23 protein-coding genes are annotated in these 25,515 nt (G+C 44.0%); 18 read left to right on the top strand and 5 right to left on the bottom strand.

Features of this window, described 5'->3' with window-relative positions; translation table 11 throughout:
* The first annotated feature begins 19 nt into the window (after window positions 1–19).
* The 4 genes from torA to N5E84_RS06685 all read left to right on the top strand — a co-directional run bounded on the left by torA (window position 20) and on the right by N5E84_RS06685 (window position 6,016).
* A complete protein-coding gene (torA, locus tag N5E84_RS06700; RefSeq protein ID WP_019282182.1) occupies window positions 20–2,482 on the top strand; it encodes a trimethylamine-N-oxide reductase TorA in 2,463 nt (820 codons plus the stop codon).
* 205 nt (window positions 2,483–2,687) lie between these two features.
* Window positions 2,688–4,424 carry a glycoside hydrolase family 36 protein gene (locus tag N5E84_RS06695; RefSeq protein ID WP_019282181.1) on the top strand — a complete coding sequence of 579 codons (1,737 nt, stop codon included), beginning with the start codon at window positions 2,688–2,690 and terminating at the stop codon, window positions 4,422–4,424.
* Window positions 4,425–4,617: 193 nt separating this feature from the next.
* Window positions 4,618–5,523 (top strand): manganese-dependent inorganic pyrophosphatase, encoded by a 906-nt coding sequence (locus N5E84_RS06690; RefSeq protein ID WP_019282180.1) that lies wholly within the window; start codon window positions 4,618–4,620, stop codon window positions 5,521–5,523.
* A 100-nt stretch (window positions 5,524–5,623) separates the two neighbouring features.
* Window positions 5,624–6,016 (top strand): DUF2750 domain-containing protein, encoded by a 393-nt coding sequence (locus N5E84_RS06685; RefSeq protein WP_019282179.1) that lies wholly within the window; start codon window positions 5,624–5,626, stop codon window positions 6,014–6,016.
* Window positions 6,017–6,322: 306 nt separating this feature from the next.
* On the opposite strand, the gene N5E84_RS06680 is transcribed toward N5E84_RS06685, so the two are convergent.
* Complete coding sequence (locus N5E84_RS06680) at window positions 6,323–7,492, bottom strand: ISL3-like element ISVa10 family transposase (RefSeq protein ID WP_076611988.1); 1,170 nt, start codon at window positions 7,490–7,492, stop codon at window positions 6,323–6,325.
* 372 nt (window positions 7,493–7,864) lie between these two features.
* Between N5E84_RS06680 and N5E84_RS06675 the strand changes: the two genes are divergently transcribed.
* From N5E84_RS06675 to N5E84_RS06615, 13 genes are all read left to right on the top strand, one after another.
* Window positions 7,865–8,707, top strand: coding sequence for a hypothetical protein (locus N5E84_RS06675; RefSeq protein WP_019283416.1), 843 nt, complete (start codon window positions 7,865–7,867; stop codon window positions 8,705–8,707).
* Entirely contained in the window at window positions 8,685–9,089 is a 405-nt protein-coding gene (locus N5E84_RS06670; protein ID WP_019283417.1) for a hypothetical protein, read from the top strand. The genes N5E84_RS06675 and N5E84_RS06670 overlap by 23 nt, the downstream gene beginning before the upstream one ends.
* A 257-nt stretch (window positions 9,090–9,346) precedes the next feature.
* Window positions 9,347–9,865 (top strand): hypothetical protein, encoded by a 519-nt coding sequence (locus N5E84_RS06665; protein ID WP_232513684.1) that lies wholly within the window; start codon window positions 9,347–9,349, stop codon window positions 9,863–9,865.
* Window positions 9,858–10,904: a serine/threonine-protein kinase gene (locus tag N5E84_RS06660; protein WP_019283419.1), complete on the top strand. Its 1,047-nt coding sequence runs from the start codon at window positions 9,858–9,860 to the stop codon at window positions 10,902–10,904. Before N5E84_RS06665 ends, N5E84_RS06660 begins: the two co-directional genes overlap by 8 nt.
* 3 nt (window positions 10,905–10,907) lie before the next feature.
* Window positions 10,908–11,075 carry a hypothetical protein gene (locus N5E84_RS06655; protein ID WP_019283420.1) on the top strand — a complete coding sequence of 56 codons (168 nt, stop codon included), beginning with the start codon at window positions 10,908–10,910 and terminating at the stop codon, window positions 11,073–11,075.
* A gap of 430 nt (window positions 11,076–11,505) precedes the next feature.
* Window positions 11,506–11,826, top strand: a complete 321-nt coding sequence (tnpA, locus tag N5E84_RS06650; protein WP_019283194.1) for an IS66 family insertion sequence element accessory protein TnpA — start codon at window positions 11,506–11,508, stop codon at window positions 11,824–11,826.
* Window positions 11,823–12,176 carry an IS66 family insertion sequence element accessory protein TnpB gene (tnpB, locus tag N5E84_RS06645; protein ID WP_019283195.1) on the top strand — a complete coding sequence of 118 codons (354 nt, stop codon included), beginning with the start codon at window positions 11,823–11,825 and terminating at the stop codon, window positions 12,174–12,176. The genes tnpA (N5E84_RS06650) and tnpB (N5E84_RS06645) overlap by 4 nt, the downstream gene beginning before the upstream one ends.
* A 59-nt stretch (window positions 12,177–12,235) precedes the next feature.
* Window positions 12,236–13,768 carry an IS66-like element ISVa11 family transposase gene (locus N5E84_RS06640; RefSeq protein WP_069211897.1) on the top strand — a complete coding sequence of 511 codons (1,533 nt, stop codon included), beginning with the start codon at window positions 12,236–12,238 and terminating at the stop codon, window positions 13,766–13,768.
* Window positions 13,769–13,999: 231 nt separating this feature from the next.
* Window positions 14,000–15,133 carry a tyrosine-type recombinase/integrase gene (locus N5E84_RS06635; RefSeq protein ID WP_019283444.1) on the top strand — a complete coding sequence of 378 codons (1,134 nt, stop codon included), beginning with the start codon at window positions 14,000–14,002 and terminating at the stop codon, window positions 15,131–15,133.
* Between the two features lie 9 nt (window positions 15,134–15,142).
* Entirely contained in the window at window positions 15,143–16,762 is a 1,620-nt protein-coding gene (locus tag N5E84_RS06630) for a hypothetical protein (RefSeq protein WP_095661276.1), read from the top strand.
* Between the two features lie 28 nt (window positions 16,763–16,790).
* A protein-coding gene (locus tag N5E84_RS06625) for an IS3 family transposase (protein WP_095661212.1) occupies window positions 16,791–17,941 on the top strand; the annotation gives its coding sequence in 2 pieces (ribosomal slippage) (window positions 16,791–17,034 and window positions 17,034–17,941; 1,152 coding nt in all).
* 81 nt (window positions 17,942–18,022) lie between these two features.
* On the top strand, window positions 18,023–19,825 hold the full coding sequence (locus N5E84_RS06620; RefSeq protein WP_019281956.1) for a tyrosine-type recombinase/integrase: 1,803 nt from the start codon (window positions 18,023–18,025) through the stop codon (window positions 19,823–19,825).
* The gene (locus N5E84_RS06615; protein ID WP_019281955.1) at window positions 19,818–20,225 is read left to right on the top strand and encodes a hypothetical protein; all 408 of its coding nucleotides are present in this window, start codon (window positions 19,818–19,820) and stop codon (window positions 20,223–20,225) included. Before N5E84_RS06620 ends, N5E84_RS06615 begins: the two co-directional genes overlap by 8 nt.
* Before the next feature lie 270 nt (window positions 20,226–20,495).
* Here the strand turns inward: N5E84_RS06615 and ltrA are convergent, their stop codons facing one another.
* Window positions 20,496–21,968: a group II intron reverse transcriptase/maturase gene (gene ltrA, locus N5E84_RS06610; RefSeq protein ID WP_095661277.1), complete on the bottom strand. Its 1,473-nt coding sequence runs from the start codon at window positions 21,966–21,968 to the stop codon at window positions 20,496–20,498.
* 754 nt (window positions 21,969–22,722) lie between these two features.
* Between ltrA and N5E84_RS06605 the strand changes: the two genes are divergently transcribed.
* The gene (locus tag N5E84_RS06605; protein WP_019283124.1) at window positions 22,723–23,094 is read left to right on the top strand and encodes a phage protein; all 372 of its coding nucleotides are present in this window, start codon (window positions 22,723–22,725) and stop codon (window positions 23,092–23,094) included.
* A gap of 90 nt (window positions 23,095–23,184) precedes the next feature.
* On the opposite strand, the gene N5E84_RS06600 is transcribed toward N5E84_RS06605, so the two are convergent.
* Genes N5E84_RS06600 through tnpA (N5E84_RS06590) form a run of 3 tightly spaced genes read right to left on the bottom strand, consistent with a single transcriptional unit; the run spans window position 23,185 to window position 25,447 of the window.
* Entirely contained in the window at window positions 23,185–24,717 is a 1,533-nt protein-coding gene (locus N5E84_RS06600) for an IS66-like element ISVa9 family transposase (RefSeq protein WP_069212063.1), read from the bottom strand.
* A gap of 59 nt (window positions 24,718–24,776) precedes the next feature.
* Window positions 24,777–25,130, bottom strand: coding sequence for an IS66 family insertion sequence element accessory protein TnpB (gene tnpB, locus N5E84_RS06595; protein WP_069212062.1), 354 nt, complete (start codon window positions 25,128–25,130; stop codon window positions 24,777–24,779).
* The gene (gene tnpA / locus N5E84_RS06590) at window positions 25,127–25,447 is read right to left on the bottom strand and encodes an IS66 family insertion sequence element accessory protein TnpA (RefSeq protein ID WP_081245520.1); all 321 of its coding nucleotides are present in this window, start codon (window positions 25,445–25,447) and stop codon (window positions 25,127–25,129) included. Before tnpA (N5E84_RS06590) ends, tnpB (N5E84_RS06595) begins: the two co-directional genes overlap by 4 nt.
* Window positions 25,448–25,515 lie beyond the last annotated feature (68 nt).

Raw genomic sequence — 25,515 nt, 5'->3', positions numbered from 1 at the left:
GTCAAACGGAGTTTTAAATATGGCGATTACACGAAGAAGTTTTCTTAAAGGTGTAGCAACCACCAGTGCGGCGTCGGTTATTGGGCCAAGTTTATTGGTCTCGACATCGGCTAACGCGGCAGAAACCACAGGCAGTTGGAAAGTATCAGGCTCTCATTGGGGCGCATTTCGCGCACATGTGTATGGCGGAAAAGTACAATCGGTCAAGCCGCTAGAGTCAGACACGCACCCCACTGATATGCTCAACGGAATCAAAGGTATTATCTATAGCCCATCACGAGTGCGTTACCCAATGGTTCGCCTTGATTGGCTCAAAAAACATAAATACAGCGGCGAAACACGTGGCAACAACCGTTTTATCCGCGTCACTTGGGATGAAGCGTTGGATCTGTTTTATCGTGAACTTGAGCGCGTACAAAAAGAGTACGGCCCTTGGGCGCTGCATGCAGGACAAACGGGTTGGAACCAAACGGGTTCATTTCACAACTGCACAGCGATGATGCAACGCGCTGTAGGTATGCACGGTAACTTCATCACCAAAGTGGGCGATTACTCAACAGGTGCAGGCCAAACCATTCTTCCTTACGTGTTAGGTTCGACAGAAGTGTATGCCCAAGGAACCTCTTGGTCGGAAATTCTTGAGCATTCAGACAACATTGTTTTGTGGGCGACCGACCCGGTAAAAAACCTGCAAGTTGGCTGGAACTGTGAAACGCACCAATCCTTTCCTTACCTTGATCAGTTGAAAGAAAAAGTGGCGAAAGGAGAGATCAACGTTATTTCGGTTGATCCAGTCAAGAATAAAACTCAGCGCTTCCTAAACAGTGACCATTGGTACATTAACCCACAGACCGACGTAGCATTTATGTTGGCGGTGGCGCATGTGTTGTATAACGAAGATCTGTATGACAAGGCGTTCATCAAAACCTATTGCTTAGGATTTGAACCTTTTATTCAGTACGTTCAGGGCGAAACGAAAGATAAGATCGTTAAGTCGCCAGAATGGGCCGCCGAGATTTGTGGCATAACAGCCGATAAGATCCGCGAATTTGCACGTATGCTCGTTAATGGCCGAACTCAGTTACTGTTTGGTTGGTGTATTCAGCGTCAAGAGCATGGCGAACAACCTTACTGGGCTGGTGCGGTTGTGGCGGCGATGGTTGGTCAAATTGGCCTGCCAGGCGGGGGGATCTCCTACGGACATCATTATTCTGGTATTGGGGTCCCATCAACCGGTTTTGCCTCGCCCGGCGGCTTTCCACGTAACCTAGATACGGGTTCAAAACCGAAATGGGACAACGAAAACTACAACGGCTACAGTAAAACAATTCCTGTTGCCCGTTGGGTCGATTGTTTGCTGGAACCGGGTAAAGAGATCCGCTACAACGGTTCGAGCGTAAAATTACCTGATTACAAAATGATGGTTATTTCAGGCAACAACCCGTGGCATCATCACCAAGATCGTAACCGAATGAAGAAGGCGTTCCGCAAGCTTCAAACCGTCGTCACGATCGATTTTGCTTGGACGGCGACTTGCCGTTTCTCCGACATCGTTCTTCCTGCCTGTACTCAGTTTGAGCGCAATGATATCGATGTATACGGTTCTTATTCTGGCAAGGGTTTGATTGCCATGCACCGTTTGGTTGACCCTCTGTTCCAATCGCGTACTGACTTTGAGATTTTCACTGAATTGACGCGTCGCTTTGGCCGCCATGAAGAGTTCACACGCGGCATGGATGAGATGGAGTGGGTCCGTTCGCTCTATGACGAGTGTAAAAAAGCCAACGCGGGTAAGTTTGATTTACCAGAATTTGAACAGTTTTGGCAGCAGAGCGTACTGGATTTTGGTGAAGGCCAACCTTGGGTTCGGCACGCCGATTTCCGTAAAGACCCTGAGATAAACGCATTGGGTACACCGTCTGGCTTTATCGAGATTACGTCACGTAAGATTGGGCGTTATGGCTATGAACATTGCCAAGATCACCCGATGTGGTTTGAAAAAACCGAGCGTTCGCACGGCGGTCCGGGTTCAGATAAGCATCCATATTGGTTACAATCTTGTCACCCAGATAAGCGTTTGCACTCACAAATGTGTGAGTCAGAAGAGTATCGCGCGACCTATGCTGTCAATGGCCGTGAGCCCGTGTATATCAACCCAATCGATGCGAAACAAAAAGGCATTAAAGCAGGGGATTTAGTTCGCGTATTTAATGATCGCGGCCAGCTATTAGCTGGTGCCGTCTTAAGCGATGGCTACCCGCGCGGCGTGATCCGTATCGAAGAGGGGGCGTGGTATGGCCCGTTGAATGAAAAAGAGGGAGCTATTTGCACCTATGGCGATCCAAATACACTCACACTCGATGTCGGCTCATCTGAGCTGGCGCAAGCTACTTCAGCCAATACTTGCATTGTCGATTTCGAGAAATTTACTGGTAAAGTACCACCAGTGACGTCATTCGGTGGACCAATCGAAGTGGCGTAATTCCGTCATTAGCTCAACGAAACGCCAGCAAACATGCTGGCGTTTTGCTTGTTATACCCAAACTTGCACCTTGGGCGTTCTCATTGTTGAATAAAACAGCATACGGAGCCACGTCAAAGAGAAAACGTGATCAAAACAACTTACATGTAACGCGAATTCATTAGACACTGCCAGAACAACAATTTGTACTTTGTACTGAGGTGTTATGACAACGATCACTCTGCCATGTCATCGAGAAGTTGAGTTACTTCAACCGGATTTGATTGCCCAATTGCAAGGCGATGAGATCAGTTTTTCCTATTCAGGAATACATAACTCACCCATTTCCGATCACTACTCGCTGTTTCGCACTCTATTTGACGTTGAATCGGACGCACGAGTGATTGGTGACGGTTTTCAAATGCTAGCGCAAACTGCAGGTTCGCCGCATCATCCGGTGGATGTGGGGCGTTGCCCTGACAATAGCTTGAGCTACCGGATTTACCCGCTGCAAGACAGCCAACGTTATTACAACACGCTGGTGATTGAACAATCCACCGGATACCAACTGTTTGGTTTTACCTCTTGCCACCGTTTTGCTGGCTATTTTGAAATTCTTGAGGAAAGGACGGGCACCTATTTAGTCGCTTCCATTGACGGCGAGCAGACCCATCCACAAGATTGGACAAATAACAGTTTAGAATCCGTCGTTATTTTGCAAGGTGATTCATTATCAGGTTTGTATCAACAGTATGCGCAATATATTAGTTGTCACCATACGCCGCGTGCTGGTGTGGCACAACCTGCGCCCGTTGGATGGTGTTCATGGTATGCCTATTATGCCGATGTTAATGAACAGCACATCCTAACCAACCTTGCGGCAATGCAAGGAGAACTTTCGGGGCTAGAATGGGTGTTGCTGGATGATGGCTATCAGGCGTTTATGGGCGATTGGTTGACGCCGTCCGATAAGTTTTCTCGTGGTGTTAAAGCGCTGATCCAAGAGATCAAACAAGCGGGCAAAAAACCTGCAATTTGGCTCGCTCCCTTCATTGCACAAGCTGAATCTCAATTGTTTAAGCAACATCCAGATTGGTTTGTACAAAATGCTCAAAGACAGCCACTGAAAGCCGAAGAAGTAACCTACGGTGGCTGGCGTTGTACACCTTGGTATGTGCTGGATGGCTCTCATCCTGACGTGCAAGAATACTTAACCCATGTGATCAAAACCATGAAAGAAGAGTGGGGGGTTGAGCTGTTTAAGTTGGATGCGAACTATTGGGGAGCACTTAAAGGGCGGCGTTATCAGTCGGGAGTGACGGGTGTTGAAGCGTACCGTTTAGGTATGCAGGCGATAGCAGAAGGCGCGGGAGAGGCATGGTTACTTGGATGCAATGCACCGATGTGGCCGTCACTGGGGCTGGTGGATGCCATGCGTGTTTCGGACGATGTCGAGCGTTCGCCACAGCGCTTTGAACAAATCGCTAAAGAGACTTTTTATCGCAGTTGGCAGCACCGCAAGTTATGGCAAATTGATCCTGATTGCGTAACACTGACGTCGCTTGCGAATCAATCGACCGATCGCATCAGCTATGAATTTCATCGCAATGTATTGCTTGCGTGTGGTGGCTTGTTGCTTTCAGGTGATCCACTCCCAGAATTGACCTCTTTTGCTAAGCAGAGCCTAAATAAGTTAATGATTAGGCGCAAACACAACCAAGATGCGGCTAAGCCAACTTCATTGGCTCTCAATCACCTATTTTTAAAGTTAACAGAACGCAATGATCTGCACTGCTTATTCAATTACCAAGGTGAGGCGTGTGACTATACCTTAACAGCGAGCCAGCCAGTGGATTGGTATGACTACTGGACAGGAGATAAGCTTTCGCCAGAGCCAGTCAAAGTATTTGAAGTCTCCTTGGCAAGTGGCTTAACCAGCCGAGCAGTGATTACCTCTTGTTAGTGGAGTGCCCTTGTTAAGAGTGCTCAGGTTAACTGAATGATTCGGGGTAGCGGAATGCTGCGCTAAATTAGCCATAATTTCTTAACCACAAGCCATGACAAATTCTGAAAATCAGGTAAAGTATCGGCCTTTGTGAGCAATCTCGCCTATCACCTTCGATAGGCCATCAAATAGCATTAAAATAGGAAGAAAGATGATTTTCGTTGTCGGTCATAAAAACCCAGATAGTGATAGCATTTGTGGTGCATTAGTTACTGCTGAATTACTTAAAGCACGTGGTCTAGAAGCAACGCCTGTTCGTCAGGGTGAAATTAACCGTGAAACTCAACACATTCTTGCAACAGCCGGTGTTGATCAACCTGAACTTCGTACTAGCGTCGCGGGCGAAAAAGTATGGCTTGTGGACTATACCGATCTTGCGCAAGCACCTGATGACATCAACCAAGCGGAAATTCTCGGTATTGTTGACCATCATCGCCTAGGCGACGTAATGACAGTGAATCCGCTAGAAGCGTGGATTTGGCCAGTTGGCTGTACCTGTACTATCTTGTTCAACCTATTCAAGATGGAAAATGCGCCAATCACACGTCCTTTAGCCATATTGATGATGTCTGCGATTTTGTCTGACACGGTCGGTTTTGCGTCTCCAACGTGCACACCAAAAGATAAAGAAGCTGTGCTGGCACTGGCTGAAATTGCTGAGGTTGAAGACCTTGATGCCTTTATTAAAGCGCTTTTGATTGCGAAAACAGACATTGAAGGTTTATCTGCTGCTCAACTTGTTGAGAAAGATTTGAAAGCTTACCCATTCAACGGCCGTGATGTGGTGGTTGGTCAAGTGGAATTGGCAACGCTTGAACAAGTCGATGGCATGATTGACGCCATTCAAGCAGATCTAGTTCGTCGCTGTGAAGAGGAAGGCCTTGCGTTTGCCGCCGTGATGTTGACCGACATTACCACCGCGCAGACTCGTCTTCTATACACCGGTGAATGGGCTGAAAAACTGACTAAACACGAACAAGATGGCATGTTGATGATGGAAAATACCTTAAGCCGTAAGAAACAAGGTTGGCCTTGGCTGCAAGCTGAATTGGCTTAATCCTTTTTATCATCTTATTGTTTAAGATTCTAAATTTAACGCCTGCAGTGCTACACTGTAGGCGTTTTTATATTCCCCAACTTTCGCATGGAGCCGGGCTATGGCAGACGCATTAACCACAGAACAGATAGAAGCAATCAATCGCTATAATGAAGAAGAACGTTTTAAATACTGCATTAAAGCCATTGTTGCAAACCGTGAAGTTTGGATACTAAAAGATGAGCACGGTTGTGTCATGCTCAACACAGAAGAAGATGATTGTGTTCCTGTGTGGCCTAACCAAGAGTTTGCCAAGGCATGGGCAACAGGCGAGTGGCAAGCGTGTGAAGCGGAAGCGATCTCTTTGAACAAATGGCACAGCCGTTGGACTTCGGGCTTGGAAGAAGATGAACTGTCGGTGGTGGTGTTCCCCAATGAGAATGAAGAAGGCGTTGTGTTATTTCCCGACGAATTTGATTTTGAATTGAAAAAGCAATCCAGTAAAACTCGCTAACTCAAAGAGCTTCTGATAGAGGCTCTTTTTTCAACACGATTAAATGTTAGATGACAGTATAGTTTGTTATGCATCCTTGAAAGTGTAACGTCTGTCTTAATGGTTAATATCTACGGTTGTAAGGGTGAACTGAACTAAAGCATAGTTCTTATAGAGGTAGTGCTTTCTGTGCTGATTGGAATCTAACAGAGGCGACAAACAGAGGCGATGTTGCCAAACTCATTTCTGCCCCAAAACGTTTTAGTCATATAGCTCTTTTCTGTCCTGTTAGTACTAATTTGCCCTACTAAATGGGCTCTTCTCCGCTTAGGTGAGCTTGATATTTGGGTAAAAAGTTGAGTGTGTATCGGGAACCGATGTTTGTCTGATCTTCAATTTGAAATAGTCTGTATCTCTCACCCCTCTTGCCCTTCGTCTGAGTAAGCCAATCGAGACATTACCTGCTTCTACCCGAGCGTTAGTCAGTTTGTATTTTCCGTAGTTACAAATACCCACTTTTCTTTCCAATAAAGCATCGGCAAAATTAATTAAGGAAAGTATTCTGGTCGATTTGGCAAGACGACACCAAGCTTCTAGAGCTGCCACCATTGTTTCGTAATCGGGTTCATCCCATATGGCTTGTAGCTGCTCTTTGAGCATGTAAACAACGCACAAAGTCTTGTTGCTCTCAAGTAAGTCATCAAGTCTGTCAGACTGCCTATCATCCAATTTGTGAGCGTTTTTCAGTAGGAGGAAGAGCGTTCCTTTCAACATTTTTTTTTCGTCGTGAGAGCCATTTCTAAAAGCTTTTGCTCTCTCTTTTTTGATTAAGATGCAGTAGTTCTGCATGACATGAAATCGGTCAAAAACAATATCAGCATTGGGAAGCATTTTCCTGACCGCCGACTGGTAAGACTGGCCCATATCCATTGATACTGCTTTGATTCCTGATTTGGTTTCTTCTGATAGTTGCTCAAAGAAGGAGATCAGAACTTCTGCTTTTCGGCCATGTTCAACCCAAATTAAATGCCCAGAGACGAGGTCATAAACAACCGTCATATAATCGTGTCTCTTGGCTCTGGCAACTTCATCGACGCCAATATGAACCAAGTTATTCAGTTTCTCGGGGTCTAATGCTGGTAGGCTTGAACGCAAGTATTCCCTATCGATATTTTTTACTGTTTCCCAGCGGATTCCTAAATGTTGAGAGACGGCATGTATGCTCATATGGCGACATAACCCACTGATGAACTTGCAAAAGCGAGCGGTATAACGACCACCTTTAGCCACATATTCAGTCTCTTCGATCAACCGTCGTCCTTCTTTGTCTCTAGTTTTAGCCAGCTCAACCTCAATCGTACAAGGTCGCCCACTCACAGGTAAATCTTGAAGACGTCTTTTAACGTAGTGATCGACGGTGCAGGAAGTCCCTGATATTGGCTCTTTGACTTTATACCTACGATCTCGACGACAGCGAACGAGTACGCCTTGGGACATTTCTTCTATTGAACAAGATTCAACACACTGGCCTTTAAAGCTAAATAACGAGGAAGACAAAGACGACAAAATAGACTACTGACTTATTTTTAAAATAAGCATTATAAATCATGTGATTATGATGAATGAGCCTGTGCATACAGACTCATGAAAGCGGAGAAGAGCCCTAAATGTTATCCAATGAGCTTGAGGTAAGTCGGATTACAATGAAGTTTGATCACGTATGACTTTAGAAATTCGAGGTCGGTTCTGGTCGGCGAGTTAAGAAGACAATATGTTTTCTGGCTAATGGTGAGGTCAAACATTTGTTGGCACTTAAATATGATGTAAGATTCATAACCACATGAACAATAATGATTAACGGACTAGGCAATGGAAGCAACGGTTTTAGAGTTTCACCTTGAATACAACTCTAACAGGAAGAACCCTGCGGAAGTATTTCACGCTATGGGGGATTTCATTTCAGCGTATCAGGAGATGGGGCAAATTATTGCTCAGGCTGTTGATTCGGAGATGATCTTTGATGTTGAGTTGCAAGAGGTTACTCATGGTTGCATTCTCGCTAAGTTGTTATTAAAGGTTGAGGAGTGGACAAGACCTGACTCCCTTTTCAGGGAGTTGACTGGTGAGATGTCTCAAAAAGAGCAGGTTCAACACGTCACTAATAATGAAAGGGATAGACTGAAGAATGAGATGGCTAAAAGAGGTCGTTCAAGTCGCCTTGATCCTTACATTAGTGATTTAGATGTTGCTTTAGTTGCTGAGAAGTGGTCTGAGGGCAATAAAAAGCTGTTACCTGATGAGTATCTTAAAGTTTGCAATGAAGGTGCTAAGTTAGCTGAGGTAATCCCTTTTGACCCTAACTTTAGATTCACTGGTAATGTCAAAAAGATGTTCTCTAGTGACCAAGGTCACTTTGACGGTGAAGAAATCGTTGAAGTTTTTAAGCCTTGTAAAAAGGCTACTTCTAAGTGGGAAGTAATTAGCACTAGGACTCGTAAGAGATACAGCGCAGAAATCACACACAAAGAGTGGTTGGGTGAATATCTGAACTCTGAGGTTCGTCTGGGGGGAAGTGACTATCTGCGAGTTCACGCAGAGTATGACGTTGTCGTTGAGAAAGGTGAAGAACGTATCAAGAATGCAAAGATAAAAGAGATCAAAGAAGTCATTACTTATCGTGGAACTCAGAATGAAATACCAACATCAGAATGAGTTTAAGGCGGTAGCTACATCTTATCTATTCATTATCACCCCATTCATCTTGCTTGTCTTGGTTAAGGTCTTGACGGGGAAGTATGATGATTTGTTGCTTACAGGCGATTGGTCTATTGCTAGTGCAATGATTTATTCAAGTTCAATTATCAATGTTCGAAGTGCTACTAGAAAGTATCATGGCAAGCTAAACGAAGTTGGTCTTGATTGGTTTATGACGGTTACCAGTGTGATGTCAGCAATTAGCGTTACGATTTATGTTGTTGCTTTAATGCAACCTAGTAAATGGGTCGGCGTGTTGCAGATAACTCTATTCGTTGCTGCTTCATTTGCCCACATGAAGTACGGGAGGTTAGCTTATCGCCTTAGAGGTGAGAGTTAAGAGATCTTCCATGCCTGAGTTAATTAATGGTTTGCCAATGCAGAAAAGTTGTGCCCCTTTGTTAGTTAAGCCTTTAACTCTAATAAAAGTTATCCATTCTTCTAAATCAGTTCACTGTGATTGCCCGTATTGTATCAACGGGTAAGTTCGAGGTAACAATCAACAAGCGATGGATCGTTCAACACATAATGTTTAAATATCACCCTATTTGCAACCTGTTACACTGCAAGCTTTTGAGTTTTCTCCTTGTACGGAATATGGATTTTTATTATTGTTTCGCCCAACTTACAATCACAAATAACTATCAGATTTATATGAATACTTTAGGCTTAAGAGCGTCACCTAGTACTGTATATTTTTGCATCTATGATTCTACAGATGACTCAATTATAAACCTCGAACAAATAGCTATCCCCAATGTTTTTGAAACTCCAGAAAAACTCAAATACCTGAGAATCACAATTCTAGATATCATCCGTGAATACGAGGTACAAAAAGCTGGGATTCGTTTGAGCGAACTTCACCCTAGTGCGAAACCCAACGTGACCCGCATTCAATTTGAAGGAATCATTCAAGAGGCTTTCGCCAGTAGTAGTCTGCAATCATACTTTAGAGGAACAATTGTCACTATAGCGAGCCTCCTAGAACGCCGTTCGCGAGAAATTAAGCCATTGATTGATGGTACACAAACTATTGAACATTTGGACGAGTGGGCTGACTACTCCAAGGAAGAGCGTGAGTCGATCTTAGCAGCAATGGGGGCAAAAAATGCTTGATTACACTGTAGCAGAGGTCCGATTTGATGAACTCGGGCGAATTGGTGATGAAGGACGAAACTCCGTAGTCCTGAAAGTTCGAGATGTTTGCTTAGACGCTATCATGGCAGTTAAGAAAATAGAAAAAGGTAGTAGAGCATTGCCTAATCCAGCCGAGTACTTCAATGAAGCTAGGATTTTATACGCAAATCCTCACCCTTATGTTGTTCAAGTGAACTATGCTTGTGAGGACAGCAGTCATGTTTATATTGCTATGCCTTTATATAAGAATGGCTCATTGAGTAAGTATATGAGCGAGCGTTATCTTACTCTCGGTGAAATCGTCCGTTTTTCATGTCAATTTTTATCTGGCTTACACAATATCCATTCAAACCGATTGATTCATTTCGATATCAAACCTGACAACATCTTATTATCAGACAGGAATGAAGCTATGTTGTCAGATTTTGGCTTAGCTAAATTTTCTGATGAGGATGGTTTTGCTACTCCAAACCAGCTATACGGCACACATATGCCTCCAGAAGCATTTAAAGGTGGTGAATATACAAACCTACTCGATATTTACCAAGCCGGTTTAACAATGTATCGCATGTGTGTTGGTAGTGATGAGTTTAAACGTCAAGTTGATACTTTCCGCGAGCTTGACGGCAGATTAGGTCATACTTTTATTCAAGCTGTTCAAGCTGGTGATTTCCCTGCAAGAAATGCTTTTCCTGCACACATACATAATAAAGTTAAAAACGTAATTACTAAGTGTATGTCTCCAGACCCTGATGACCGATATATGTCAGCCATTGAAGTCGTAAATGATCTCTCTTTTGTTGATGAGAGCTATTTTCCTTGGCAGTATAGTATTGACGACGGTGTTCAAAAATGGGAAAAAAACACTAGTTCGAATGGAAAAAAATGTATAGAGTGGCACCCTGATTTTAGCTCAGTCTCCTATACTATAAGCGCAGGGCAAGTAAAAAAAGCTTCCTCAAAGTACACTAAAGACCGCTTAACTATTACGGAGTTGAGAAGATTTCTGAAGGAGTAACTTATGGATAAACCTACTCAGTCTAGAAACAAAAACTTTAAAAACAGAGCATCACTTACTCGTAGTAAAACACATCTGTCCTACAAAGAAAGAGTTGCTAAACGTGCGAAAAGTAAAGGAATTACAGCAGAACACTTATCGAATAGTGACTATTTCGTAACACTTAGCTAAGTCTTGGAAGCCCCTTTTTGGGGCTTTTTGCTATTTAATTGCCACAGCCGCCGCTCCTGCAATCTTAAGCAAATGTGTCAACATTCTAATCTCCAACTCTACTTGTGTTTGCAACGAAACTAAGCCTGCCGAAACTTGTAGCGCATTGACCTGTAGGAAGCATCAAACAATTATGGCGTATTTTGAAGTCATCGCAACCAGTGATTGTTATCCAGTTTTAGTACCTAGTTCAGCCGTCTTTTCCTTGGTTGCTCAGCAGACAACCTCGTGAAAAAGCAATTCTCGGTCATTTTTCGAAAATGAATATGGAATCTGTTGTGACTTAATCAGGTAAAGTGCGCATAATATACGTAAGCGCGTCATAAACCCCGCATTCTAATCACCTAGCCCGAATAATAAGATCAAACCTCCAACCCAAAGGAGATTTGAAATGGCCAAACGACGCACTAACCAAGAATGGCGAACCCTGTTCGAACACTATGAATCCAGCCAACTATCACAACGATTATTCTGTGAACGTAACGGACTGAGCCTCTCCACTTTTTACGCTAAGCGCCAACAGTTAAAGCACATCGAAAAACCGAACACGGTTGGCTTTGTTAAAGCAGAAGTCGTTGAAAAGACCACAAAGTATCAAGCCACTCACGTTGTCGTTGCCAATATGACGCTGCTCGTCAATGATGTTGAACTGAGCATCCCACAAGGCACGCCAGCGACCTATCTCGCAGAGCTTATCGGTGCGCTGTCATGAAACGTATGCTCAGTGCTCCCGAAATCTATCTCTATCGCGAAAGCGTCGATTTTAGAAAGTCCATCAACGGCCTCGCTGCGATTATCGAAAATGACACCGACTTGCCCTTGGGCAGCGGCGCACTGTTCCTGTTCACCAACAAACAGCGCGACAAAATCAAAGTGCTGTACTGGGATAAAACAGGCTTTGCTCTTTGGTACAAGCGCCTTGAAAAAGCCAAGTACAAGTGGCCATCAAAAGAGCAAAATGAGGTGTTTACCCTAACTCAATTCGAGCTTGACAGACTGCTTTCTGGCTTCACGATTATCGGCCATAAACCCGTTAGAATAAACGATTTTACAATGACTTAAGCGATAATATAGCCATATCCACCAAGCATTAACGGCATGATTTTAGTATAATCAATGCCATGAAAAAGACGCCAAATATCAACTCAGAAAGCCAAGATGTTGCCGAGCTACAAGCGATGGTGAAAGCGCTGTTGGCGTCAGAAACCCAATTGAAACAAGAGCGTCAATCGCTGCTTGAACAGCTCAAACTTGCCTTCGACCGTCAGTTCGCTAAACGCTCGGAGGCGTTAAAGCCTTACGATGAATCTCAAGGTGATCTCTTCAACGAAGCGGAGTGTGAGGCCGCTAAGGAAGAAGAGGTTGAAGTTGTCACAACGACCATCACAAAGAAGAAACGTGGTAAACGCAAACCACTGCCAAAGACCTTGCCTCGTGAAGTTATCGAACTCGATTTAAACGACGATGAAAAGCAGTGCACTTGCTGTCAACATAACCTGCATAAAATCGGTGAAGACCGTAGCGAGAAACTTGAGTTCACGCCAGCGGTACTAAAAGTGTTGGAATATGTTCGTCCTAAATATGCTTGCCGCCAATGCGAGCAAACAGAAGACAAAAACCACGTCGTTCAAAAGCCAGCGCCGCAAAGCATTATCCCGAAGAGCTTCGCCACAGAAAGCTTGTTGGCCAATATCATCCTCGGCAAATATCAATACGCGATGCCACTTTACCGCCAAGAATCCCTGTTTACCCAGTCGGGTATCGAACTCTCACGAACCACCATGGCAAGGTGGATTATCCAAGTCAGTGAGAAGTTCGCTCCACTTTACGCGGCCTTAAAAACGCACCTACTTGAGCAAGTGGTGATTCAGGCGGATGAAACGCCGCTCAATGTCCTCAAAGAAGATAAACAGTGTTATATGTGGCTTTACTGCTCGGGCGCAGACTCGCCTGAAGCCGCCCTCCCTAATGTGAGAAATATCGTCTTGTACGACTATCAAAACAGTCGAGCTAGGGCGTGCCCTGTTGCCTTCTTGGGGGATTACAGTGGTTATCTACAAACCGATGGCTATGGTGTTTATGATGGGCTTCATCTCGTCACCAATGTCGGTTGCTTGGCGCATGCTCGGCGCAAGTTCATGGAGGCGAAAAAGCTGCAAGGCAAAGGCAAGTCAGGCAAAGCGGATAGTGCATTGGCTAAAATCCAGAAACTCTATGGAATAGAATCACGCTTAAAAGGTGCCTGTGCCGAAAAACGGAAAGCAGAGCGCCAAGAGCATGCTAAGCCGATACTGGATGAGCTTTATGAATGGATGACAACTCAGAAAGTGCTTGAGTCTAGCCCGCTGGGTAAAGCGATAAAATACACGCTCGGTCAGTGGCCGAAGCTGAGCCGCTATATCGATGACGGTCACTTATCGATAGACAATAATCGTGCTGAACGCGCAATAAAACCGCTGGTTATAGGCAGAAAGAACTGGCTCTTCTCGACCAATCCCAATGGAGCTGAAGCGAGCGCGATGCTTTACAGTATCGTCGAGACAGCGAAAGCCAACGGCCTTATCCTTTACGACTACATGGTTAAGTGCATGAAAGAGCTAGCGAAATCTGAGCCTGATATCGATGCACTCCTGCCTTGGAACTTCCAACACTAACAATATCGCCCCGTGGGATCATGGGGCGGATACTAATATACAAGCTTATCAGCTCGCGATATTTGCCTTACAAAAGTTATTCATATTTTGCTAATTTAAGTGGAAACTCTAAGAAGGTTTTGTCCAGAAACGTGTTACATGCCCATGTACGCATAAAAAATCGTTTATTTTTGTAGCAAAGTATAATTCTCATAGTTATACTGTGGTTATATACAGTATTACGGAGCAATTATGCTTTGCATTAAATCCACATCTGACTTTGAAATTGAAAGTGTAAAGTACTCTAACTTTCCCCTCTTTACGTGGGAAGTTGATAATGCAAAGTTAGGGATTGAAGCTGGAATGCTTTGTGTGGAAGCAATGCAATTTCTTATTTATGAGTGCTTGAAACGTGGTCGAGTAGATAGTGAAAATACTTGGTGGACTTATGCCCGTCACTTAAATCAATTCCTGACATTCTGCGAACAGAACGGTTTAGATTGGCGAGATATTTCTGAAAGCAGTGAAGATGAAATGCTAGTCAGTGCCTATCGTGACCTGTGTGTTGGGGATTTTGGTATGTCAGTTAATTCGACCAATCAGCATTTAAGAACGATAGTACGCTTTTATAGCTATGGTGTTGGCAGGTGGTTTGACTCATTACCTTATTCACTAGAGTCAGTTTCAGTACGAAAGGGTCAGCAGTTCTTAGCTCACACCGAGAGAAATGGTGGTAAAAAATACAGCTCTGATTTGATGATGAAAACTTTTGAAAAGAAAGCTCAGTTTTTATCGGCTAGTGAAGTTCAAGAATTGTTATCTTCGATTGAAAACCCAACGCTTAAACTGATGGTTCGTTTATGTCTGCAGACAGGAATTAGGCGTAAGGAGCTACTGCTTTTCCCCCTACACATAATACGAAAACCTACTGGAAATCAAACTTACTACGAAGTAAATATCTCACGAACTAAGGGTGAGAAAGAACGTAAGATACACATTCCTGCAAGACTAATGGAAGATTTGTGGCGTTATGTAAATGAAGCCCGTTTTCAGAAGCAACAAGAATCAGGAGTGAACTCAGATTGCCTTTTCTTAACCTCTGATGGTCAAGAATGGGCTTCGCAAGGCTCTGCCTTTGGAAAGGCGCTCAAATCGCTGAATCTGCCCTTTCATGTGGCTCCGCACATGTTAAGACACACCTATGCAACTCACATGCTTAAAGGCCTTTTAGAGCGCAAAAGCAGTAAGTTTGAGCCGTTGATGTACTTACAGGCTCGACTTGGGCATTCCAGCATCACCACAACGATGAAGTATTTACACCTGGTTAATGATTTGGTGGATGACCTGTCGATTGAATATCAGCAACAGATTGATGCGATTGTGTAAGGTGGAGTGATGGCAAATAAACGCAAAAACCTCACCATCAACAAAGATAAGATCAAGAAAACTTCGGCAGTAGAGCCAACCGTTGACGCCCCCCAAAGCCAAGGCTTTGTTCGACCGATACGCCCAATTGTGACCTACCCAAATCTGGGGCCTAAAGGTGGCAATGGCGCAAACTTCGACTTTACCCCTTATTACGGCAAAGGCTATGACGACATCACAAATCGAGCTTACTACACTGCAAAGGCGCTACTGAAAAACACTAATGCTTTTACTGAAGAAACTCAGCGCACGTATTTAAGGAATGGCTTTCGCTATTTGGCACAATACCTTGAGATATTCAGGTACTCAGTTGATGAGGATTTAACGCAAGATGATATTACGCCTAGGCTTATTGAACAGTATTTGCTGCACCTCAAAGGCAGTGGGTTTAAATCTAGCTTTCAAAAAGCTCTCTACACGCACCTCAAGTCATTGTTAGTACGTATGAAAGAAAAAGGCTATTGGTCACTTGTTAGTAATATCAACCTTAACAGTGATTTTTTTCCCAGTAATCCTTTCCCAAACTCAAGTAAACGTACAAAAGGTGAAAGACCACTCACTCCCTATGAGAAAAGACAGGTTGTTGTTGCGTTAAAGCAAGCGGTTAAGCCTATTTATCAAAAGAGAGAGTTATTGTCGGGTTACGAATTAGCGCTGTGCCTAATTGCTGTGGCAATTCAAACGGGTATCAATACTTCACCACTGCTTTACATGACAACAGATGCTTTAACTGATCATCCACTTAAAGATAACCGAAAGCTTTTAACTGTATTTAAAAAGCGAGGTAATGCAAAACAATTACATAACTTGCGCAAATCAGAAAACGTTGAGGTAGTACAGGGAGTAAAACTAGATGTGGCTTACCTGATCGATACCATTATTCATTTGAGCTCGTCATTGAGGCAAGTGAGTAATAACGATTTAGTATTCTTATATGTCGCTAGAAACAGTAAAGGCACTATTACCTCTCTGTCAGACTTATCGCTGCACAACAACATCAAAAAATTCATCAAAGAATACGACCTAAAGGATGAAGATGGACGCTCGATGAAGCTTAATATCAGTCGTATTCGCAAAACCTTCATCAATGGCATGTACGAGCTGAGTGGTGAAAGTTTGTTGATTGCAGCACAGCAAGCTAAACATAGTGGAACAAGTTCGCTTGACTACTATTTGCAAGCCCCTGAGCAATCAAAACGTAATCTAGGTTTGATGGGGGAAATACGAGTCAAAGAGCTAACTTGCGATGCTCCAAGCGTTCCTGTTGGCCACTGTAAAGACCCGAAAAATGGGGATAAAGCACCGAAAGATGGGACGTTCTGTAATGACTTCTTAGGGTGTTTCCGTTGTAAGAGCTTCGTTATTACTGGTAATGATTTGTATAAGCTCTTTAGCTTCTATTGGGCAATAATTCGTAACCGTGATGAATTTGGTCGTAAAGACTGGAAGCGGCACCTAAAGAACGTGCTCAGAATTGTGGATGAAGAGGTTGTGCCTGAGTTTGCCAAGCTTGGTCAATTGCAGCATGTCAATGCTGAAAAGGAACGAGCAAGAACTGATCCGCACCACCAGTTTTGGACACCTAATTAAGTGAGTACAATCACTAATGAGGTGAACCATGACAAACAAGAAAAAACGTATTCTCCATTCTGCTGAATTTAAAGCAGAAGCACTGAAGCTAGCAGAAAAGCTGGGAGTAGCTACGGCAGCGCAGCATCTCTCGTTACACGAATCCCAGATCTACGGTTGGCGTAAAGCAGCCAAGAAAGATACTAGCACCAGTCAGCGGGAAAAAGATCTAGCCGCTGAAGTCGCAAAGCTCAAAAGGCAATTGGCCGAGCAAGCTGAAGAGCTAGATATCGTAAAAAAGGCCGCCACCTACTTCGCGAAAAATCTAAAGTAGATAGCTACGAATTTATGCTCGAACACCTGCTGTGCTTCAGTGCTGTCCGCATGGCTAAGGTGTTCGGGGTTTCACGAAGTGGGTTTTATTACTGGATTAAGCATCGCCACAAGGCCACTCAGCGCGAGGTAACTCGCCAAGAGCTTGATACGAAGGTCAAAAAGGCTTTTGACAACAGCAAAGGCCGTGATGGTTCAAGGCGTATCCAGAAAGAGCTGGCAGAGAACGGTGATAGCCGTAATGTTAAAACCATTGCCGCTAGTATGAAGCGTCAGGATTTAACGCCGAAAGCGGCACGTAAGTTTAGGTGCACTACGGATAGCAAACATAAAATGCCAGTTGCTCCGAACCTGCTAGCTCAGGATTTTAACGCGGAGGCTCCGAATCAAAAGTGGGCGGGAGACATCACCTATGTTGCGACAAGTGAAGGCTGGCTGTATTTGGCGGTAATTATTGACCTTTATTCAAGGCAAGTAGTCGGCTGGTCTATGGATACCAGAATGACCGCAACACTGGTCTGCGATGCATTATCAATGGCCTTGTTCCGTCGTGGGTTCCCTGAGCAGGTGATCGTTCATAGTGACCGAGGTAGTCAGTACTGCTCAAAAGATTATCGAGACATCATAACCGCTTATAATCTAAAGCAAAGTATGAGTAGGAAAGGAAACTGCTGGGATAATGCTTGTGTTGAGAGCTTCTTCCATTCAATGAAGGTTGAAGCGATCCAATATGAGCCGATCATGACGCGAGACGAGATGCGTCAAACGCTCTTTGAATACATCGAGGTTGATTATAATCGGACAAGAAGGCACAGTGCTCTTGGGTATCTAAGTCCAGTTAACTTTGAAAATAAAAATGTCGCTTAATGAAGTGTCCAGTCTGGCTGGAGCAGATCAAACCAATCCACATCCATACTGGCAAAATCTCGATATGCTAAAGGTGACACAATGAGTTTGATTGAGTTGATACTAACGGACGTTGAGTTTGCGGAGCAGCAATGTTCAAAGCCTAATCAAAGCACACTAGAGCGAGCGATTGATGGCACCCTGACGGGCATTGTAACCTATGTAAAGTTAGCCAACGGTCACTATCAAGTTTACTCTCGATATGAAGAAGAACTATGGAAATTTCCTGCTGCTAAAGGGACTAAAGGCACCACCAAAAGTAACCTTACACTTAATTTTGGCACCATAAATAACCCTGAAATGAAACGAATGGCAAAATGGGTGATATGGCATAAATTAAAAGAAGGATTAGCGGTCAACTCTTTACTGCATTCTTTAAGTGCTATTAAAGGCTACTTCCAATGGCTCTCGAGTTCAGACACAACAGCAATGCATGGTATGACTGCTTTTACCTCTAGTGCCTATGTAAAGTATGTGAATACACTCAGAGCAAAGCGAAATGGCGAAATAAAGCCTCTTTCGTTAACAACAAAAACGCTGAAGTTCCTTGCGGTGGAAAACCTTTATCAGCATTGCAAAGTATTTGAGTTTGTTAAAGAGCATCCATGGCCTGGCTCTGGTGCCAATATGCAGGCAGGATTGACTGGAGAGGCAGCTCAAAAAGCGAAAACTGAACCCAAAACCCCCATCATCCCTAACGAAGTGCTAATTCCACTTTGTAAGTTTACAAAGTCATATTTAGACAAGGCTGATGAAATCTTGGTATCGAAAGGTAAGCGTGAATCATTACTGCTGCGAGACAGTTGCATCTTCTGGTTGCTACTCACAACTGGTATGCGTATTCATGAGGTTTTAGGCATTAAGCGCGGAGCATATCGCAGTGAGACAAGAGATGAGGTGACGTATTACTACATTGAAACCGCGTCAGAGAAGACCCATACGGGATTAGCTGAATGGATTGCGCCAGAGATTGCAACTCAAGCTATCGACATTCTTGGTCGTTATAGTGCGCCATTGCAAAAGCAGCTTGAAAATGACTTATCAGAAGCAAGGGATAGCCAAGACCATGTGGAAGTTCATAGGCTAGAAGAAATCTCAGACCATATTTGTTTGTCGGTATCTAAAAAAAGTAACGCTATTAGCCTGTTGTCTGGACGTACAATTACTGTTCATAGGTTGCCTAAATTATGCCAACAGATAGATTGCAACTGGAATTTGTCAGCGCACCAGTTTCGCCGCACCTTTGCCAACTATGCAGTGCATTCTGAATTGGGTGATTTAAGGGCACTAAAAGACCATTTTAAACACTGGTCGATCACCATGACGGCTCTGTATGCCTTTAACGAAGATTTAGACGCAGAGTTATTCGAAGAACTGCTCCGAGAAAAGTATTTGGTCGAAGAAGAAATCAAGCAAGACTGGTTTGAACTAGACACACCGATTACGGGTGGCGATATAGCTGAAAACATCAAGAAAGTCCGTACAGATGGAGAGCTAATTAAAACTTTCGGCTCTCTCAGTGATATGGCTAAAGCCTACTCTAGCTCTATTCCTATTCGCTCAACAGGCATTGGATGGTGTACCAATGATGATGAATGTAAGTGCGGTAAGCCTGATAGCTGCGAGAGCGGAATTGTTGATAAACGGCATCTTCCCTACTGGGAGGGGATGCTTGTTCAGCAAATGAAACTTATGCAGTTGGATGATATTGGGGAAGCCGGTAGAGATGCAGCTAGGAAAGGCATGGAACGCTGTGAAAAGGTGTTGAGTGCTTTAGGTATCGATGTTGAAGCCATGAAGCAGGAATTTAGCCAAAGAGATCTAATCGAGGTAATGAATGTCTAACCAGAAAGAAAAGTCGACACATAAAGCGGTAAGGCTTGCCATTATTCGCATAGAAAAAGGTCGGCCTAATGTTGTCTCTGATAAGCGTAAAATGAGTGTTGCTGCCGTTGCCGAAGAAGCTGGTGTAAGCCGAGCGTTGATTCATCGTGATTGCCCTGACCTGTTAGAGCGCATTAAAGGTGGTGTGAATAAAGGTATTCGACAGCAGCGTGATGCCAAGCAAACTGAGCTGAATGAATACAAAGAGCGCAATCGAGAACTTCGATCTGAGGTCGCAGAGTTAAAAGCCATGTTATCTAAGGTTCAATCGCAAAACGCTACGTTAATACGGAAAAATATGGTGTTAAGTGGTGTTAGTGCTAAAAATAGCAATGTTACACAGTTATTGTACAGTAAGTAACTGTATTAAAAGATAAAATAAATATATTTACTGAGATTATTTGATAGTTTAATTTCAATAAAATCGCAACAACATACAAGTCCATATAAAACAAGTACATATGCTTAGTTACATGTAACGTGGTATTTATAAAGTCTGATCAATTTCTAGGTCATTTTTGTCGGATAGGCGACACTTGTTACCAAGTGCCGCCCTCCTAAGAACCGTACGTGCAACTTTCACTGCATACGGCTCAAGCCTCCGCTAAGGCGTATTACGTTACCCAGCAACCTAGATAGCAGTTAAGGCAGGGTCAAACCAAGAGTGACGACTTTCCTTTTTCGGCTTCCTCTTTGCTAAGTAATCTTGGTAAAGCGGATCGAATGGGGTTGCTGCACTTCTAATTTTCACATGCCTTTTGATCGGCGTTTTCGCTATTTGAATTAGGTTGTAGTGACAGTCCATATTGGCGATTTTCTGCCAACCGTGAAATTGCCAACCACCACTTCTGTTCATATAGTATTTGCGCCTTACCCAGTCTTTTGATTTAGTAGGATGGCGTCTTACCGCCCATCGCCACAGTAACCAGAAGATTTGATGACCGAGGTAACCGAAAGTGCGTTTTGCAACGCAGTGGCGATAATAGTTCGCCCAACCTTTCAGCTTAGGGTTCAGTAATCTAATGAGATCATTGACTGGCATTGTTGCGTGCTTCTTGATGAGTTCACGCAAGTTACCCAAGAAAGAGAGAACGTTGCTCTTACTCGGTTTGATGAGTAGTTTGCCTTTGTACTTCCTGAGGTTAAAGCCCAGAAAATCAAAGCCATCATCTATATGAGTAATGTGTGTTTTCTCTTCAGAGAGTGTCAACCCTCTTTCTTTTAGAAAATCAATCACCCTTGGTTTGACTTCGTTAACAAGCACATCTTTTGACGAACCTGTTATCACAAAATCATCCGCATAACCGATAAAGTTAACTCGTTCTCCCGATTTCTTAGCGACTTCTTTCACGAGCTTTTCTAGGCCCGCAAGCGTCAGTAACATAAGCGTTGGAGAGATAATTCCTCCTTGCGGAGTTCCCTCTGACGTTCGGTAGAACAAGCCCTTATCGATATAGCCAGAGCCTAACCACTGCTTCAGCATCCTTTTGTCTATTTGAACATGTTCAAGTAGCCATTCATGCCCAATCTTGTCAAAGCAAGCTTTAATATCCCCCTCCAAAACCCAGCGACCTGAGCGCTTAAGACACAAGCATTTGAAGCATTGTGCTATTGCGTCAGCCGTACTGCGATTAGGGCGAAAACCGTAGCTATTTGGATCTGCTATCGTTTCCGATATCGGTTCCAAAGCAAGCAGATAAAGCGCTTGTTGCGCTCGGTCTATCATGCATGGAATGCCGAGGGGTCTAAGTTTGCCATTCTTTTTCGGAATGTAGATACGTCTGAGCGGTTTAGCTCGGTAGCCTTTGCGATTCAATTGATCCACTGCGGTCATTCGACGGGCATCCGTATTCCAAATGACACCATCGATTCCTGGAGTGTTACTGCCTTTGTTTTGGGACACCCGCTTCACAGCAAGTAATTTCGCTGATCTGGAGTGCGTTAAGATCCACTGCAAAGACTTCGCTTTACTGTGTTTTCCCTCTCGAGTTGCTTTTGCAATGCGCATTTGAAGCTTTAACACGTGCGACTCGACAGCTTTCCAATCGATGGATTGCCATTGAGTGCCATTAGGAGAAGCACTAACTTCTGATGAAGCCACCATTTGCGTTTCTCCTTAAATAAAGTTCTTCAAATCATCTTGCAACGGGAGACCAGTTAGAAGTCAGCTCGCTTTCGCGCCAGATATAAACCTGTATCCACTTCATTACAAAGCGGCCTTTGCTTTTTCTAACCTCCTTTACCTGCACACCTATCGGCAATCTTCGCAGACTGCTTTCCCAATGGGAGATATACAGGCTTACCCTGTTCCGTATGTCGCGCAAAATATCAGCTTAGATGCCCACTATAGTGCGGAGAGTGCATCGATCACGAAAGAGTACTGTCCAACTTCTTTCCGACTCTCATTGCCATTTTGGCCACAGCGTATTAACCACTTCCGCTGCTTCATCATATAACGCGCCTTACGTGGATTCACTTACGTTCATCATACTGACACCCTAGCACTTACCCGATTTGTGGTTATCAGGAGGAACGTCCTCTCACGATTCCATTCCCACTCAGCCTAACGGCTGAGTTTCGTTACATTGTCGGATCCGCTGCTTTATTCAGGATCCTAGGGTCATCTGGTGATACAGATGGTTCACTCTTGTCGTGGTGAACAACGCTTCATACGACTTCAGGTCGCACGGACATAAATGAGTTTCAGGAATTCTAATATTAGTGATTAATGAATAACTTTTTATAAGGCAAATTTGCTAATTAATACGCCTTTGTAAAGTGCGTACTTTGCGGGCTTATGTAAAGTGTTGAATACATCATCAGCGCATATGAATCTTCGAGATTTCGGAGTTTCATTAATGAAGTATTACGAAATGACAAAAAACTTTGTTTTTCGTGAATTTGAATGCGGATTAAGCATCGAAGAAGCCGCAAAACTTTGTTTTAAAACTGTGAGCAAAGTCAAACGGTGGGATGAGGGAGAGAAGATACCACCAATCTGTAAAAGGCTAATGCGATGGCACAGCAAGAAAGAACTCTACTACGGTGATGAGTGGTGGGGCTTTCGTATGGAAGGTGGGCGGTTAATCCTACCAACAGGTGACAGGGTAGCGCCTCAACAAATTCTATACGCAATAGCAGTTATGCAAATAGAAGCACCAGAAGATGATATGACTCGTTCAAAACTTCTAAAATATGCCAGAGCAATGGTGAGAATTAAGGGGCTATAAGCCCCTGTTCAAGGCCCTGTTAAGGGATGAGAAACGAAATACCGATTCCGCCGCATACTAAGTATGCGCCCCATGATCCCACGGGGCGTTTTAATTTGAATGTGAGAAGTTCCAGGGAAGCAGTGAGTTGATATCAGGCTCAGACTTTGCCAGCTCTTTCATACATTTGACCATGTAATCGTAGAGTATCAGTCCGTTCGCTTTCGCCGTCTCGATGATGCTATACAGCAAAGCACTCGCATCAGCACCAAGCGGATTCGTCGAGAATAACCAATTTTTTCTGCCAATGACCAGCGATTTGATTGCGCGTTCCGCTCGGTTGTTGTCGATAGATAAATGCCCATCTTCAACATAGCGTATCAGCTTAGGCCACTGACCCAAGGTGTACTTGATGGCTTTACCAAGAGGACTCGATTCGATGACTTTCTGCGTGGTTAACCAGTCATAGATGTCATCCAACATCGGTTTAGCCTGCGCTTGTCTTTCTGCCCAACGCTCTTCGACCGAAGCCAGTTTTAATCGAGATTCAAGTGCGTACAACTTTTGGATTTTGGCTAACGCCACATCCGCTTTACCTGTTTTACCTTTGCCCTGAAGCTTCTTCGCTTCCATGAACTTACGACGTGCATGAGCGAAGCAACCGACATTGGTGACGTTGGTTAATCCATCATAAGCCGCGTAACCATCACTTTGCAGATAGCCTGAGTAATCACCCAAGAAGTTCACGGGGCACACTCTCGCGCGACTGTTTTGATAGTCGAACAAGACGATATTTTTCATGTCAGGGAGTTTAGCTTCAGGGGAGTCGGCTCCCGAGCAGTACAACCACATATAACATTGCTTGTCTTCCTTGAGCACATTGAGCGGCGTTTCATCGGCCTGAACCACCACTTGTTCGAGTAAGTGAGTCTTCAGTGCCTGATAAAGCGGTTTGAACTTTTCACTAACCTGGATTACCCACCTGGCCATGGTCGTTCTCGATAACTCGATACCTGATTGGGTGAACAAGGTTTCCTGACGATACAGCGGAAGCGCATACTGATATTTGCCTAAAATAATGTTGGCAAGCAGACTTTCGGTAGCGAAGCTTTTGGGGATGATACTTATCGGTGCGGGTTGTTGGTGAATGTGGCTTTTTTCAGCCTCTTGTTCACACTGACGACAGGCGTATTTCGGGCGAACATATTCCAACACTTTTAGGACGGCGGGCGTGAACTCAAGCTTTTCACTGCGGTCTTCGCCGATTTTATGCAAAATGTGTTGGCAGCATGAGCACTGTTTGTCGTGCTCATCTAGGTCAAGCTCGATAATTTCACGTGGCAAGTCTTTAGGAAGCGGTTGACGTTTACCACGACGTTTGATTGTCGTCGTGGTGATAACCTCATCTTCCGATTTCGCCGCTTCACATTCCGCCTCATTAAAGAGGTCACCCTGTGCTTCGTTATACGGCTTTAACGCTTCCGAGCGTTTGGCGAATTGACGGTCAAGGGCCAGTTTAAACTGCTCAATTAAGGATTGGCGCTCTTGTTGCCACTCTTTTTTCTCCGACATCAACGCTTTCACCATAGCTTGAAGCTCGGCGATGTCTTGGCTTTCTGGGTTAATATCGGGCGTCTTTTTCATGGCATTGATTATATTAAAAACACCACGTCAAGGCTTGGTATAACTCACTTTTATCGGGTTCAACTCATTGTAAAGTTGTCTATTTTTATCGGTTTATGGCCGATTATCGTGAAGCCAGATAACAGTCTGTCTAGGTCAAATTGAGTCAGGGTGTATACCTGCTTTTTCTCTTGAGTGGGCCATTTGAATTTGGCTTTTTCCAACCGTTTATACCACAGAGCGAAGCCCGTTTTATCCCAGTACAAGACTTTGACTTTATCGCGTTGTTTATTGGTAAACAGGAACAGCGCACCGCTTCCGAGCGGTAAATCGGTTTCAGATTCAATAATCGCCGCCAGACCATTAATGGACTTTCTAAAATCCACGAACTCCCGATACAGGTAAACATTAGGGGCACTCAGCATTCTCTTCATGACAGTGCTCCGATTAACTCTGCCAGATACGAGGCAGGTGTTCCCTGGGGGATGCTGAGTTCAACGTCATTAATCAATAGTGTCATGTTGGCAATCGGTGTTTGAGTCATCTGGTAGCGTGTCGTTTTTTCAACGACTTCAGCTTTAACGAATCCACTGCTCTTAGGTTGCTCTATGAACTTTAGTTGCTGTCGCTTGGCATGGAAGGTTGAAAGGCTCAGCCCATTTTGTTCACAGAACACGCGTTGAGACAGATGACTGGATTCGTATTGATCGAATAGGGTATGCCATTCTTGATGAGAGAGTCTTTTTGCCATTTCAAATCTCCTTGAGGTTGGAGATTTGATCTTATGGCGTGCCGAGATTGATTAGAATGTGGGGTTTA

The sequence above is a fragment of the Vibrio sp. J502 genome (genome assembly GCF_025397955.1).
In the GTDB taxonomy this organism is placed as follows: domain Bacteria; phylum Pseudomonadota; class Gammaproteobacteria; order Enterobacterales; family Vibrionaceae; genus Vibrio; species Vibrio anguillarum.
Note: the sequence above shows the minus strand (reverse complement) of the source record. Positions and strands in the feature narration are given on the sequence as shown.

Excerpts from the sequence above, each read along its gene's own strand:
- torA (WP_019282182.1), top strand. The coding sequence starts at position 20 with ATGGCGATTACACGAAGAAGTTTTCTTAAAGGTGTAGCAACCACCAGT.
- N5E84_RS06640 (WP_069211897.1), top strand. The coding sequence starts at position 12,236 with ATGAAAAAGACGCCAAATATCAACTCAGAAAGCCAAGATGTTGCCGAG.
- N5E84_RS06685 (WP_019282179.1), top strand. The coding sequence starts at position 5,624 with ATGGCAGACGCATTAACCACAGAACAGATAGAAGCAATCAATCGCTAT.
- ltrA (WP_095661277.1), bottom strand. The coding sequence starts at position 21,968 with ATGGTGGCTTCATCAGAAGTTAGTGCTTCTCCTAATGGCACTCAATGG.
- N5E84_RS06620 (WP_019281956.1), top strand. The coding sequence starts at position 18,023 with ATGAGTTTGATTGAGTTGATACTAACGGACGTTGAGTTTGCGGAGCAG.
- N5E84_RS06690 (WP_019282180.1), top strand. The coding sequence starts at position 4,618 with ATGATTTTCGTTGTCGGTCATAAAAACCCAGATAGTGATAGCATTTGT.
- N5E84_RS06655 (WP_019283420.1), top strand. The coding sequence starts at position 10,908 with ATGGATAAACCTACTCAGTCTAGAAACAAAAACTTTAAAAACAGAGCA.
- tnpB (WP_069212062.1), bottom strand. The coding sequence starts at position 25,130 with ATGAAGAGAATGCTGAGTGCCCCTAATGTTTACCTGTATCGGGAGTTC.
- N5E84_RS06680 (WP_076611988.1), bottom strand. The coding sequence starts at position 7,492 with ATGTCCCAAGGCGTACTCGTTCGCTGTCGTCGAGATCGTAGGTATAAA.
- N5E84_RS06675 (WP_019283416.1), top strand. The coding sequence starts at position 7,865 with ATGGAAGCAACGGTTTTAGAGTTTCACCTTGAATACAACTCTAACAGG.
- tnpA (WP_019283194.1), top strand. The coding sequence starts at position 11,506 with ATGGCCAAACGACGCACTAACCAAGAATGGCGAACCCTGTTCGAACAC.
- N5E84_RS06695 (WP_019282181.1), top strand. The coding sequence starts at position 2,688 with ATGACAACGATCACTCTGCCATGTCATCGAGAAGTTGAGTTACTTCAA.
- tnpB (WP_019283195.1), top strand. The coding sequence starts at position 11,823 with ATGAAACGTATGCTCAGTGCTCCCGAAATCTATCTCTATCGCGAAAGC.
- N5E84_RS06615 (WP_019281955.1), top strand. The coding sequence starts at position 19,818 with ATGTCTAACCAGAAAGAAAAGTCGACACATAAAGCGGTAAGGCTTGCC.
- N5E84_RS06635 (WP_019283444.1), top strand. The coding sequence starts at position 14,000 with ATGCTTTGCATTAAATCCACATCTGACTTTGAAATTGAAAGTGTAAAG.
- N5E84_RS06630 (WP_095661276.1), top strand. The coding sequence starts at position 15,143 with ATGGCAAATAAACGCAAAAACCTCACCATCAACAAAGATAAGATCAAG.
- tnpA (WP_081245520.1), bottom strand. The coding sequence starts at position 25,447 with ATGGCAAAAAGACTCTCTCATCAAGAATGGCATACCCTATTCGATCAA.
- N5E84_RS06660 (WP_019283419.1), top strand. The coding sequence starts at position 9,858 with ATGCTTGATTACACTGTAGCAGAGGTCCGATTTGATGAACTCGGGCGA.
- N5E84_RS06665 (WP_232513684.1), top strand. The coding sequence starts at position 9,347 with ATGGATTTTTATTATTGTTTCGCCCAACTTACAATCACAAATAACTAT.
- N5E84_RS06600 (WP_069212063.1), bottom strand. The coding sequence starts at position 24,717 with ATGAAAAAGACGCCCGATATTAACCCAGAAAGCCAAGACATCGCCGAG.
- N5E84_RS06670 (WP_019283417.1), top strand. The coding sequence starts at position 8,685 with ATGAAATACCAACATCAGAATGAGTTTAAGGCGGTAGCTACATCTTAT.
- N5E84_RS06605 (WP_019283124.1), top strand. The coding sequence starts at position 22,723 with ATGAAGTATTACGAAATGACAAAAAACTTTGTTTTTCGTGAATTTGAA.